Source organism: Marinoscillum sp. HNIBRBA16962, assembly GCF_057801515.1.
Genome location: NZ_CM173603.1, coordinates 794,980 through 810,814, shown reverse-complemented (window position 1 = coordinate 810,814; position 15,835 = coordinate 794,980). Strand labels below are relative to the sequence as shown.

The window sequence follows — 15,835 nt, the reverse complement described above, 5'->3', positions numbered from 1 at the left end:
ATGATGGGGACTTTAACGTCTCTGGTACTAACAGAACGCTCATCTCTTCTTCCAATGCCGGTACAGATGCTATACAGCTTAATGCTACCGCCGGTAACGTGGACATTGATGGAGCTTCTGGGGTTTCTATCGACGCAGCGGCTGCTTCTAACTTTACTACCTCGGCTGGTGACATTGACATCAATGCAGCGGGTCAACTCGACCTGGATGGTGGAACTAATGTAGCCATTGACGGTGCTTCTGGGGTCGCTATTAATGCCACCGCTAATAACGTGGACATAACCGGTGAGACTAACACCAATATCAACTCCACAAATGGTGATGTGGATATCAACTCCGGTGATGAAGTCCTTATCGATGCGGTCAATGGAATAAGTATTGATGCCAACAACAATTCAAACCTATCCGTCGATGGGGCTGACCTAACGCTCTCTACAACTACTTCCGGTAACCTGATCGGGAATGCAGCGGGCAATGTCGATATCGATGGGGCCACTGGCGTAGCCATCGATGCGGCGGCCAACGACGTGGACCTCACGGCTAACACCAACATCGACCTGCTTACCACCAACGAAGACATCACGCTCTCTGCCGGGGATGCCGTGCTCATTGACGCGGCGGACAGCGTGGCTATCAATGCGGCTTCTTACTCGGTTATCAATGGTACCGACAGTGTGCGGATCGCCTCTCCCGGGGATATCACTCTGGATGCAGGAGGTAGTGTAAACATCTCAGGGGCTTTCTCCCCTGATAACCTCGATGTGGACGGACTTACTAACCTCGACCAGACAAACATCGTCACCGATGATGGGGACTTTAACGTCTCTGGTACTAACAGAACGCTCATCTCTTCTTCCAATGCCGGTACAGATGCTATACAGCTTAATGCTACCGCCGGTAACGTGGACATTGATGGAGCTTCTGGGGTTTCTATCGACGCAGCGGCTGCTTCTAACTTTACTACCTCGGCTGGTGACATTGACATCAATGCAGCGGGTCAACTCGACCTGGATGGTGGAACTAATGTAGCCATTGACGGTGCTTCTGGGGTCGCTATTAATGCCACCGCTAATAACGTGGACATAACCGGTGAGACTAACACCAATATCAACTCCACAAATGGTGATGTGGATATCAACTCCGGTGATGAAGTCCTTATCGATGCGGTCAATGGAATAAGTATTGATGCCAACAACAATTCAAACCTATCCGTCGATGGGGCTGACCTAACGCTCTCTACAACTACTTCCGGTAACCTGATCGGGAATGCAGCGGGCAATGTCGATATCGATGGGGCCACTGGCGTAGCCATCGATGCGGCGGCCAACGACGTGGACCTCACGGCTAACACCAACATCGACCTGCTTACCACCAACGAAGACATCACGCTCTCTGCCGGGGATGCCGTGCTCATTGACGCGGCGGACAGCGTGGCTATCAATGCGGCTTCTTACTCGGTTATCAATGGTACCGACAGTGTGCGGATCGCCTCTCCCGGGGATATCACTCTGGATGCAGGAGGTAGTGTAAACATCTCAGGGGCTTTCTCGCCTGACAACCTCGATGTGGACGGACTTACTAACCTCGACCAGACAAACATCGTCACCGATGATGGGGACTTTAACGTCTCTGGTACTAACAGAACGCTCATCTCTTCTTCCAATGCCGGTACAGATGCTATACAGCTTAATGCTACCGCCGGTAACGTGGACATTGATGGAGCTTCTGGGGTTTCTATCGACGCAGCGGCTGCTTCTAACTTTACTACCTCGGCTGGTGACATTGACATCAATGCAGCGGGTCAACTCGACCTGGATGGTGGAACTAATGTAGCCATTGACGGTGCTTCTGGGGTCGCTATTAATGCCACCGCTAATAACGTGGACATAACCGGTGAGACTAACACCAATATCAACTCCACAAATGGTGATGTGGATATCAACTCCGGTGATGAAGTCCTTATCGATGCGGTCAATGGAATAAGTATTGATGCCAACAACAATTCAAACCTATCCGTCGATGGGGCTGACCTAACGCTCTCTACAACTACTTCCGGTAACCTGATCGGGAATGCAGCAGGCAATGTCGATATCGATGGGGCTACTGGCGTAGCCATCGATGCGGCGGCCAACGACGTGGACCTCACGGCTAACACCAACATCGACCTGCTTACCACCAACGAAGACATCACGCTCTCTGCCGGGGATGCCGTGCTCATTGACGCGGCGGACAGCGTGGCTATCAATGCGGCTTCTTACTCGGTTATCAATGGTACCGACAGTGTGCGGATCGCCTCTCCCGGGGATATCACTCTGGATGCAGGAGGTAGTGTAAACATCTCAGGGGCTTTCTCCCCTGATAACCTCGATGTGGACGGACTTACTAACCTCGACCAGACAAACATCGTCACCGATGATGGGGACTTTAACGTCTCTGGTACTAACAGAACGCTCATCTCTTCTTCCAATGCCGGTACAGATGCTATACAGCTTAATGCTACCGCCGGTAACGTGGACATTGATGGAGCTTCTGGGGTTTCTATCGACGCAGCGGCTGCTTCTAACTTTACTACCTCGGCTGGTGACATTGACATCAATGCAGCGGGTCAACTCGACCTGGATGGTGGAACTAATGTAGCCATTGACGGTGCTTCTGGGGTCGCTATTAATGCCACCGCTAATAACGTGGACATAACCGGTGAGACTAACACCAATATCAACTCCACAAATGGTGATGTGGATATCAACTCCGGTGATGAAGTCCTTATCGATGCGGTCAATGGAATAAGTATTGATGCCAACAACAATTCAAACCTATCCGTCGATGGGGCTGACCTAACGCTCTCTACAACTACTTCCGGTAACCTGATCGGGAATGCAGCGGGCAATGTCGATATCGATGGGGCCACTGGCGTAGCCATCGATGCGGCGGCCAACGACGTGGACCTCACGGCTAACACCAACATCGACCTGCTTACCACCAACGAAGACATCACGCTCTCTGCCGGGGATGCCGTGCTCATTGACGCGGCGGACAGCGTGGCTATCAATGCGGCTTCTTACTCGGTTATCAATGGTACCGACAGTGTGCGGATCGCCTCTCCCGGGGATATCACTCTGGATGCAGGAGGTAGTGTAAACATCTCAGGGGCTTTCTCGCCTGACAACCTCGATGTGGACGGACTTACTAACCTCGACCAGACAAACATCGTCACCGATGATGGGGACTTTAACGTCTCTGGTACTAACAGAACGCTCATCTCTTCTTCCAATGCCGGTACAGATGCTATACAGCTTAATGCTACCGCCGGTAACGTGGACATTGATGGAGCTTCTGGGGTTTCTATCGACGCAGCGGCTGCTTCTAACTTTACTACCTCGGCTGGTGACATTGACATCAATGCAGCGGGTCAACTCGACCTGGATGGTGGAACTAATGTAGCCATTGACGGTGCTTCTGGGGTCGCTATTAATGCCACCGCTAATAACGTGGACATAACCGGTGAGACTAACACCAATATCAACTCCACAAATGGTGATGTGGATATCAACTCCGGTGATGAAGTCCTTATCGATGCGGTCAATGGAATAAGTATTGATGCCAACAACAATTCAAACCTATCCGTCGATGGGGCTGACCTAACGCTCTCTACAACTACTTCCGGTAACCTGATCGGGAATGCAGCAGGCAATGTCGATATCGATGGGGCTACTGGCGTAGCCATCGATGCGGCGGCCAACGACGTGGACCTCACGGCTAACACCAACATCGACCTGCTTACCACCAACGAAGACATCACGCTCTCTGCCGGGGATGCCGTGCTCATTGACGCGGCGGACAGCGTGGCTATCAATGCGGCTTCTTACTCGGTTATCAATGGTACCGACAGTGTGCGGATCGCCTCTCCCGGGGATATCACTCTGGATGCAGGAGGTAGTGTCAACATCTCAGGGGCTTTCTCCCCTGATAACCTCGATGTGGACGGACTTACTAACCTCGACCAGACAAACATCGTCACCGATGATGGGGACTTTAACGTCTCTGGTACTAACAGAACGCTCATCTCTTCTTCCAATGCCGGTACAGATGCTATACAGCTTAATGCTACCGCCGGTAACGTGGACATTGATGGAGCTTCTGGGGTTTCTATCGACGCAGCGGCTGCTTCTAACTTTACTACCTCGGCTGGTGACATTGACATCAATGCAGCGGGTCAACTCGACCTGGATGGTGGAACTAATGTAGCCATTGACGGTGCTTCTGGGGTCGCTATTAATGCCACCGCTAATAACGTGGACATAACCGGTGAGACTAACACCAATATCAACTCCACAAATGGTGATGTGGATATCAACTCCGGTGATGAAGTCCTTATCGATGCGGTCAATGGAATAAGTATTGATGCCAACAACAATTCAAACCTATCCGTCGATGGGGCTGACCTAACGCTCTCTACAACTACTTCCGGTAACCTGATCGGGAATGCAGCGGGCAATGTCGATATCGATGGGGCCACTGGCGTAGCCATCGATGCGGCGGCCAACGACGTGGACCTCACGGCTAACACCAACATCGACCTGCTTACCACCAACGAAGACATCACGCTCTCTGCCGGGGATGCCGTGCTCATTGACGCGGCGGACAGCGTGGCTATCAATGCGGCTTCTTACTCGGTTATCAATGGTACCGACAGTGTGCGGATCGCCTCTCCCGGGGATATCACTCTGGATGCAGGAGGTAGTGTCAACATCTCAGGGGCTTTCTCCCCTGACAACCTCGATGTGGACGGACTTACTAACCTCGACCAGACAAACATCGTCACCGATGATGGGGACTTTAACGTCTCTGGTACTAACAGAACGCTCATCTCTTCTTCCAATGCCGGTACAGATGCTATACAGCTTAATGCTACCGCCGGTAACGTGGACATTGATGGAGCTTCTGGGGTTTCTATCGACGCAGCGGCTGCTTCTAACTTTACTACCTCGGCTGGTGACATTGACATCAATGCAGCGGGTCAACTCGACCTGGATGGTGGAACTAATGTAGCCATTGACGGTGCTTCTGGGGTCGCTATTAATGCCACCGCTAATAACGTGGACATAACCGGTGAGACTAACACCAATATCAACTCCACAAATGGTGATGTGGATATCAACTCCGGTGATGAAGTCCTTATCGATGCGGTCAATGGAATAAGTATTGATGCCAACAACAATTCAAACCTATCCGTCGATGGGGCTGACCTAACGCTCTCTACAACTACTTCCGGTAACCTGATCGGGAATGCAGCAGGCAATGTCGATATCGATGGGGCTACTGGCGTAGCCATCGATGCGGCGGCCAACGACGTGGACCTCACGGCTAACACCAACATCGACCTGCTTACCACCAACGAAGACATCACGCTCTCTGCCGGGGATGCCGTGCTCATTGACGCGGCGGACAGCGTGGCTATCAATGCGGCTTCTTACTCGGTTATCAATGGTACCGACAGTGTGCGGATCGCCTCTCCCGGGGATATCACTCTGGATGCAGGAGGTAGTGTAAACATCTCAGGGGCTTTCTCCCCTGACAACCTCGATGTGGACGGACTTACTAACCTCGACCAGACAAACATCGTCACCGATGATGGGGACTTTAACGTCTCTGGTACTAACAGAACGCTCATCTCTTCTTCCAATGCCGGTACAGATGCTATACAGCTTAATGCTACCGCCGGTAACGTGGACATTGATGGAGCTTCTGGGGTTTCTATCGACGCAGCGGCTGCTTCTAACTTTACTACCTCGGCTGGTGACATTGACATCAATGCAGCGGGTCAACTCGACCTGGATGGTGGAACTAATGTAGCCATTGACGGTGCTTCTGGGGTCGCTATTAATGCCACCGCTAATAACGTGGACATAACCGGTGAGACTAACACCAATATCAACTCCACAAATGGTGATGTGGATATCAACTCCGGTGATGAAGTCCTTATCGATGCGGTCAATGGAATAAGTATTGATGCCAACAACAATTCAAACCTATCCGTCGATGGGGCTGACCTAACGCTCTCTACAACTACTTCCGGTAACCTGATCGGGAATGCAGCGGGCAATGTCGATATCGATGGGGCCACTGGCGTAGCCATCGATGCGGCGGCCAACGACGTGGACCTCACGGCTAACACCAACATCGACCTGCTTACCACCAACGAAGACATCACGCTCTCTGCCGGGGATGCCGTGCTCATTGACGCGGCGGACAGCGTGGCTATCAATGCGGCTTCTTACTCGGTTATCAATGGTACCGACAGTGTGCGGATCGCCTCTCCCGGGGATATCACTCTGGATGCAGGAGGTAGTGTAAACATCTCAGGGGCTTTCTCGCCTGACAACCTCGATGTGGACGGACTTACTAACCTCGACCAGACAAACATCGTCACCGATGATGGGGACTTTAACGTCTCTGGTACTAACAGAACGCTCATCTCTTCTTCCAATGCCGGTACAGATGCTATACAGCTTAATGCTACCGCCGGTAACGTGGACATTGATGGAGCTTCTGGGGTTTCTATCGACGCAGCGGCTGCTTCTAACTTTACTACCTCGGCTGGTGACATTGACATCAATGCAGCGGGTCAACTCGACCTGGATGGTGGAACTAATGTAGCCATTGACGGTGCTTCTGGGGTCGCTATTAATGCCACCGCTAATAACGTGGACATAACCGGTGAGACTAACACCAATATCAACTCCACAAATGGTGATGTGGATATCAACTCCGGTGATGAAGTCCTTATCGATGCGGTCAATGGAATAAGTATTGATGCCAACAACAATTCAAACCTATCCGTCGATGGGGCTGACCTAACGCTCTCTACAACTACTTCCGGTAACCTGATCGGGAATGCAGCGGGCAATGTCGATATCGATGGGGCCACTGGCGTAGCCATCGATGCGGCGGCCAACGACGTGGACCTCACGGCTAACACCAACATCGACCTGCTTACCACCAACGAAGACATCACGCTCACTGCCGGGGATGCCGTGCTCATTGACGCGGCGGACAGCGTGGCTATCAATGCGGCTTCTTACTCGGTTATCAATGGTACCGACAGTGTGCGGATCGCCTCTCCCGGGGATATCACTCTGGATGCAGGAGGTAGTGTAAACATCTCAGGGGCTTTCTCCCCTGATAACCTCGATGTGGACGGACTTACTAACCTCGACCAGACAAACATCGTCACCGATGATGGGGACTTTAACGTCTCTGGTACTAACAGAACGCTCATCTCTTCTTCCAATGCCGGTACAGATGCTATACAGCTTAATGCTACCGCCGGTAACGTGGACATTGATGGAGCTTCTGGGGTTTCTATCGACGCAGCGGCTGCTTCTAACTTTACTACCTCGGCTGGTGACATTGACATCAATGCAGCGGGTCAACTCGACCTGGATGGTGGAACTAATGTAGCCATTGACGGTGCTTCTGGGGTCGCTATTAATGCCACCGCTAATAACGTGGACATAACCGGTGAGACTAACACCAATATCAACTCCACAAATGGTGATGTGGATATCAACTCCGGTGATGAAGTCCTTATCGATGCGGTCAATGGAATAAGTATTGATGCCAACAACAATTCAAACCTATCCGTCGATGGGGCTGACCTAACGCTCTCTACAACTACTTCCGGTAACCTGATCGGGAATGCAGCAGGCAATGTCGATATCGATGGGGCTACTGGCGTAGCCATCGATGCGGCGGCCAACGACGTGGACCTCACGGCTAACACCAACATCGACCTGCTTACCACCAACGAAGACATCACGCTCTCTGCCGGGGATGCCGTGCTCATTGACGCGGCGGACAGCGTGGCTATCAATGCGGCTTCTTACTCGGTTATCAATGGTACCGACAGTGTGCGGATCGCCTCTCCCGGGGATATCACTCTGGATGCAGGAGGTAGTGTCAACATCTCAGGGGCTTTCTCCCCTGATAACCTCGATGTGGACGGACTTACTAACCTCGACCAGACAAACATCGTCACCGATGATGGGGACTTTAACGTCTCTGGTACTAACAGAACGCTCATCTCTTCTTCCAATGCCGGTACAGATGCTATACAGCTTAATGCTACCGCCGGTAACGTGGACATTGATGGAGCTTCTGGGGTTTCTATCGACGCAGCGGCTGCTTCTAACTTTACTACCTCGGCTGGTGACATTGACATCAATGCAGCGGGTCAACTCGACCTGGATGGTGGAACTAATGTAGCCATTGACGGTGCTTCTGGGGTCGCTATTAATGCCACCGCTAATAACGTGGACATAACCGGTGAGACTAACACCAATATCAACTCCACAAATGGTGATGTGGATATCAACTCCGGTGATGAAGTCCTTATCGATGCGGTCAATGGAATAAGTATTGATGCCAACAACAATTCAAACCTATCCGTCGATGGGGCTGACCTAACGCTCTCTACAACTACTTCCGGTAACCTGATCGGGAATGCAGCGGGCAATGTCGATATCGATGGGGCCACTGGCGTAGCCATCGATGCGGCGGCCAACGACGTGGACCTCACGGCTAACACCAACATCGACCTGCTTACCACCAACGAAGACATCACGCTCTCTGCCGGGGATGCCGTGCTCATTGACGCGGCGGACAGCGTGGCTATCAATGCGGCTTCTTACTCGGTTATCAATGGTACCGACAGTGTGCGGATCGCCTCTCCCGGGGATATCACTCTGGATGCAGGAGGTAGTGTCAACATCTCAGGGGCTTTCTCCCCTGACAACCTCGATGTGGACGGACTTACTAACCTCGACCAGACAAACATCGTCACCGATGATGGGGACTTTAACGTCTCTGGTACTAACAGAACGCTCATCTCTTCTTCCAATGCCGGTACAGATGCTATACAGCTTAATGCTACCGCCGGTAACGTGGACATTGATGGAGCTTCTGGGGTTTCTATCGACGCAGCGGCTGCTTCTAACTTTACTACCTCGGCTGGTGACATTGACATCAATGCAGCGGGTCAACTCGACCTGGATGGTGGAACTAATGTAGCCATTGACGGTGCTTCTGGGGTCGCTATTAATGCCACCGCTAATAACGTGGACATAACCGGTGAGACTAACACCAATATCAACTCCACAAATGGTGATGTGGATATCAACTCCGGTGATGAAGTCCTTATCGATGCGGTCAATGGAATAAGTATTGATGCCAACAACAATTCAAACCTATCCGTCGATGGGGCTGACCTAACGCTCTCTACAACTACTTCCGGTAACCTGATCGGGAATGCAGCGGGCAATGTCGATATCGATGGGGCCACTGGCGTAGCCATCGATGCGGCGGCCAACGACGTGGACCTCACGGCTAACACCAACATCGACCTGCTTACCACCAACGAAGACATCACGCTCTCTGCCGGGGATGCCGTGCTCATTGACGCGGCGGACAGCGTGGCTATCAATGCGGCTTCTTACTCGGTTATCAATGGTACCGACAGTGTGCGGATCGCCTCTCCCGGGGATATCACTCTGGATGCAGGAGGTAGTGTAAACATCTCAGGGGCTTTCTCGCCTGACAACCTCGATGTGGACGGACTTACTAACCTCGACCAGACAAACATCGTCACCGATGATGGGGACTTTAACGTCTCTGGTACTAACAGAACGCTCATCTCTTCTTCCAATGCCGGTACAGATGCTATACAGCTTAATGCTACCGCCGGTAACGTGGACATTGATGGAGCTTCTGGGGTTTCTATCGACGCAGCGGCTGCTTCTAACTTTACTACCTCGGCTGGTGACATTGACATCAATGCAGCGGGTCAACTCGACCTGGATGGTGGAACTAATGTAGCCATTGACGGTGCTTCTGGGGTCGCTATTAATGCCACCGCTAATAACGTGGACATAACCGGTGAGACTAACACCAATATCAACTCCACAAATGGTGATGTGGATATCAACTCCGGTGATGAAGTCCTTATCGATGCGGTCAATGGAATAAGTATTGATGCCAACAACAATTCAAACCTATCCGTCGATGGGGCTGACCTAACGCTCTCTACAACTACTTCCGGTAACCTGATCGGGAATGCAGCGGGCAATGTCGATATCGATGGGGCCACTGGCGTAGCCATCGATGCGGCGGCCAACGACGTGGACCTCACGGCTAACACCAACATCGACCTGCTTACCACCAACGAAGACATCACGCTCTCTGCCGGGGATGCCGTGCTCATTGACGCGGCGGACAGCGTGGCTATCAATGCGGCTTCTTACTCGGTTATCAATGGTACCGACAGTGTGCGGATCGCCTCTCCCGGGGATATCACTCTGGATGCAGGAGGTAGTGTAAACATCTCAGGGGCTTTCTCCCCTGATAACCTCGATGTGGACGGACTTACTAACCTCGACCAGACAAACATCGTCACCGATGATGGGGACTTTAACGTCTCTGGTACTAACAGAACGCTCATCTCTTCTTCCAATGCCGGTACAGATGCTATACAGCTTAATGCTACCGCCGGTAACGTGGACATTGATGGAGCTTCTGGGGTTTCTATCGACGCAGCGGCTGCTTCTAACTTTACTACCTCGGCTGGTGACATTGACATCAATGCAGCGGGTCAACTCGACCTGGATGGTGGAACTAATGTAGCCATTGACGGTGCTTCTGGGGTCGCTATTAATGCCACCGCTAATAACGTGGACATAACCGGTGAGACTAACACCAATATCAACTCCACAAATGGTGATGTGGATATCAACTCCGGTGATGAAGTCCTTATCGATGCGGTCAATGGAATAAGTATTGATGCCAACAACAATTCAAACCTATCCGTCGATGGGGCTGACCTAACGCTCTCTACAACTACTTCCGGTAACCTGATCGGGAATGCAGCGGGCAATGTCGATATCGATGGGGCCACTGGCGTAGCCATCGATGCGGCGGCCAACGACGTGGACCTCACGGCTAACACCAACATCGACCTGCTTACCACCAACGAAGACATCACGCTCTCTGCCGGGGATGCCGTGCTCATTGACGCGGCGGACAGCGTGGCTATCAATGCGGCTTCTTACTCGGTTATCAATGGTACCGACAGTGTGCGGATCGCCTCTCCCGGGGATATCACTCTGGATGCAGGAGGTAGTGTAAACATCTCAGGGGCTTTCTCCCCTGATAACCTCGATGTGGACGGACTTACTAACCTCGACCAGACAAACATCGTCACCGATGATGGGGACTTTAACGTCTCTGGTACTAACAGAACGCTCATCTCTTCTTCCAATGCCGGTACAGATGCTATACAGCTTAATGCTACCGCCGGTAACGTGGACATTGATGGAGCTTCTGGGGTTTCTATCGACGCAGCGGCTGCTTCTAACTTTACTACCTCGGCTGGTGACATTGACATCAATGCAGCGGGTCAACTCGACCTGGATGGTGGAACTAATGTAGCCATTGACGGTGCTTCTGGGGTCGCTATTAATGCCACCGCTAATAACGTGGACATAACCGGTGAGACTAACACCAATATCAACTCCACAAATGGTGATGTGGATATCAACTCCGGTGATGAAGTCCTTATCGATGCGGTCAATGGAATAAGTATTGATGCCAACAACAATTCAAACCTATCCGTCGATGGGGCTGACCTAACGCTCTCTACAACTACTTCCGGTAACCTGATCGGGAATGCAGCAGGCAATGTCGATATCGATGGGGCTACTGGCGTAGCCATCGATGCGGCGGCCAACGACGTGGACCTCACGGCTAACACCAACATCGACCTGCTTACCACCAACGAAGACATCACGCTCTCTGCCGGGGATGCCGTGCTCATTGACGCGGCGGACAGCGTGGCTATCAATGCGGCTTCTTACTCGGTTATCAATGGTACCGACAGTGTGCGGATCGCCTCTCCCGGGGATATCACTCTGGATGCAGGAGGTAGTGTAAACATCTCAGGGGCTTTCTCCCCTGATAACCTCGATGTGGACGGACTTACTAACCTCGACCAGACAAACATCGTCACCGATGATGGGGACTTTAACGTCTCTGGTACTAACAGAACGCTCATCTCTTCTTCCAATGCCGGTACAGATGCTATACAGCTTAATGCTACCGCCGGTAACGTGGACATTGATGGAGCTTCTGGGGTTTCTATCGACGCAGCGGCTGCTTCTAACTTTACTACCTCGGCTGGTGACATTGACATCAATGCAGCGGGTCAACTCGACCTGGATGGTGGAACTAATGTAGCCATTGACGGTGCTTCTGGGGTCGCTATTAATGCCACCGCTAATAACGTGGACATAACCGGTGAGACTAACACCAATATCAACTCCACAAATGGTGATGTGGATATCAACTCCGGTGATGAAGTCCTTATCGATGCGGTCAATGGAATAAGTATTGATGCCAACAACAATTCAAACCTATCCGTCGATGGGGCTGACCTAACGCTCTCTACAACTACTTCCGGTAACCTGATCGGGAATGCAGCGGGCAATGTCGATATCGATGGGGCCACTGGCGTAGCCATCGATGCGGCGGCCAACGACGTGGACCTCACGGCTAACACCAACATCGACCTGCTTACCACCAACGAAGACATCACGCTCTCTGCCGGGGATGCCGTGCTCATTGACGCGGCGGACAGCGTGGCTATCAATGCGGCTTCTTACTCGGTTATCAATGGTACCGACAGTGTGCGGATCGCCTCTCCCGGGGATATCACTCTGGATGCAGGAGGTAGTGTAAACATCTCAGGGGCTTTCTCCCCTGATAACCTCGATGTGGACGGACTTACTAACCTCGACCAGACAAACATCGTCACCGATGATGGGGACTTTAACGTCTCTGGTACTAACAGAACGCTCATCTCTTCTTCCAATGCCGGTACAGATGCTATACAGCTTAATGCTACCGCCGGTAACGTGGACATTGATGGAGCTAATGGTGTGACTATTGATGCCTCTTCAAGTTCCGTTGATATAAATGCTGCTGCAGGAGCAATAAATATAGGATCCGGAACTAATGCTCAACCAATCAATATAGGTACAGGTTCAGCCGCCCGAACTATAACGCTTGGAAATAATACGGTGTCAAGCAGTGTGGTGGTGGAAAGTGATGAAACGAACACTACTACAACAGCAGCTGTAGTAAACGGAGGCTTAGCAATATCCAACTATGGAGAAACAGTAACATCATCGGGAGGAAGTATTACGGTAGCCAACAGATCCTTTATTACTATAACCGACTCACATGGGGGTGCTACATCATTCTCTCTGAGTAGCGGCAATACCGCCGGACAAATGCTTGTCTTAGTGATGGCCTCAACAGATGGTATCACTTTAAGCGATTCCGGGAATGTTAGACTATCCGCTGATTGGACTCCTAATGCGGATGGCACTTTAACTTTAATCTGGGATGGCTCTTCTTGGTTTGAACTTTATAGATCCGCAAACTAAATGAACCTACGCCACCTTACCATATTACCCCTTTTTCTCACACTCCATCTTAGTGCCCAGGAGCTTTACATCCCTCAAGATGCGGAGGTTACGATCACCAATGGTGCATTCCTAACGACCGGAGGTGACCTGCTCAATGATGGGCAAAGGCTTGATGTGCAGGAAGGTGGAGAGATTATAAGCTATGGTAATTTTTCCAATAAACGGTTTCTTGTCAATAACGGAAATATTTCTTTGTATGGAAACTGGAATAACCAGGGAACTTTCAACAGTACTTTTGGAAGAATGACCTTCCTTGGGGGAAATGACCAGATGATCACTGACTCTTACCTCCTCATAGATGACCTTACAGTCAATAAAATGGGACTGGTTACTCTAAATGCTGACTCCATTAAAGTCCTGGGTACGCTTAACTTCATGGATGGAGTACTGACAACCGGAAGTAATAGCCGGTTTATTGTGGAAGATACTGCTACCATAGATCATGAATTTGGCTCCACTTCCTACTTTGAAGGAAAGATTATCTCAAGGGGTACTAACAACCGGTTATTTCCAGTAGGAAACGGTGGTTTTTTCGGTACCCTGGAGCTACTGGATATTTACGGCACCAGTGACCTGGAGCTTGGTGTTAGTCTTATTCATAAAAACCCTGCCCCACCAGTTCCCGGTCAGGATCTCATAGGTGTCTCGGGTGAGAATACCTGGGAAATCGAATACCGGGAAGGCACATTGGATAGTACCCAGCTCCAAATTGATTTTATAGCTGAAGATCTGGAAAACTTCGAAATAGAAAATAATATAAAGCGAAATATCCAGTCTCCGGTAATAGCTGTTTCTGATTCCGGAGCTACCGGTCCTTTCCATTCACTCGGCGTAGAATTACTGACCGCTACGGACTCAGTAACCACCGGGGTTTTGCTGGCAGAAGACTATGTAAAGTATGAAGACTATGGCTCCAAATATTTTGCAATAGCTCTTGCACCATTGATAGGTCCGGCTGGCCAAATTTACTTCCCCAATGTATTTTCACCTGCGGCTTCCGATCCAAGAAACCGGACGTACAGGGTTTTTGGGGAGCATGTGGCAAATGAACCATTCAGAATGGAAATCTATAACCGGTTCAGTACACTCGTGTATGAAGCTGACACCTTTGAAGAGGCCACCACTAGCGGATGGGATGGAACAAACCCCAACGGGAAAGAAGAATTTTCCGGAGTTTACTATGTATTTGTGAGGTATGCATTTACCTCCAACCCGGAAAACATTAAAGAACATACAGGCTCAATACTATTGAAAAGATGATCAGAAAACTACTCATAGCACTGATATTTGGATTGGGCCTGATCGGGGCATCGGCTCAGGAAATACAATTTTCGCAGTATTTTTCGACATCCCTCTATTTGAATCCGGCCTTCTCTGCCGTATATGTTAGCCCTACTTTCTTTGTAAACTACAGGAGACCGGTGGATAATGGAGTAGTCTATAATGAAACCAATCAGATATCTGCTATATTACCTATACTGATTAACGAATCAGACAATACGCCCAGAGCCGGGTTTGGACTCATGGCATACAACAATAAATCAGGTTTCCAGGGAGTGTTTAAAGTCACAGGCTTCTTATTGAATTACGCTCACAACTTCTCCATTGGAGCCTTAAACACAGAGGTGGTCGCTATAGGCATACAGTCAGGTTATGAAAACTATCGAGTCAATTTCAGTGAATTACAATGGGGAACCAATTACAACCCCTACTACGGATATGATGATAACCTTCCTTCACCAGTTACTGAATTTGATGATGCCGTATCGCACCCGATCTTAAATGCCGGAATCATGTACTACTACAATCGGGAGCGAAACTTTACCATATATAATTACAGCGCTTTTTCCGGTTTTGCAGTGACCAACATCAACAGACCGGATAAGTCTTTTGCCAAGATGGGTAAGAGCAGGGCTCCAATGCTTTTTAAGTATCATGGTGGTATAGAGTTTAAAGCAAGAAAATTCAATTTTATGCCCAACCTCCTGGCTCAGTACCAGCGAGGTAATTACACTGCTGACGGGGGTATTTACACCTGGTATTCTTTTAAAGAAAACGCTTTTGGAACCATCGATATAAAACTGGTAGGAGGAGCCTGGTATCGTCTACGGGACTCGTTCAACTTTTTGTTTGGTGTGAATTACAACGCATTAAGTATCAAAGCCAGCTATGATATGAACAGTAACCTCTTCTATGATGATAACATTGATTATTCAAGAAACCATGTGGAGATATCCCTGCAATACACGTTATCAAAAGAGAACAGGATCAGAAAGATCTCCAACCCACTGTTCTAG

At 50.2% G+C, this 15,835-nt stretch carries 3 protein-coding genes (1 of these 3 cut by a window edge); all 3 read left to right on the top strand.

Going from position 1 to position 15,835, the window contains the following annotated elements; genetic code table 11:
* Tightly spaced (each overlapping or abutting the next), the 3 genes in view from AC3E9V_RS03290 to AC3E9V_RS03280 form a layout consistent with a single transcriptional unit that may run on beyond the window.
* Window positions 1-13,496, top strand: partial view of a hypothetical protein gene (locus tag AC3E9V_RS03290; RefSeq protein WP_488751762.1) — the 3' portion only. The gene continues 11,890 nt to the left of window position 1, outside the view; only the last 13,496 of its 25,386 coding nucleotides appear in the window; its start codon lies beyond the left edge, outside the window; its stop codon occupies window positions 13,494-13,496.
* Window positions 13,497-14,798 (top strand): T9SS type B sorting domain-containing protein, encoded by a 1,302-nt coding sequence (locus tag AC3E9V_RS03285; protein ID WP_488751761.1) that lies wholly within the window; start codon window positions 13,497-13,499, stop codon window positions 14,796-14,798.
* Window positions 14,795-15,835 (top strand): PorP/SprF family type IX secretion system membrane protein, encoded by a 1,041-nt coding sequence (locus AC3E9V_RS03280; RefSeq protein ID WP_488751760.1) that lies wholly within the window; start codon window positions 14,795-14,797, stop codon window positions 15,833-15,835. Before AC3E9V_RS03285 ends, AC3E9V_RS03280 begins: the two co-directional genes overlap by 4 nt.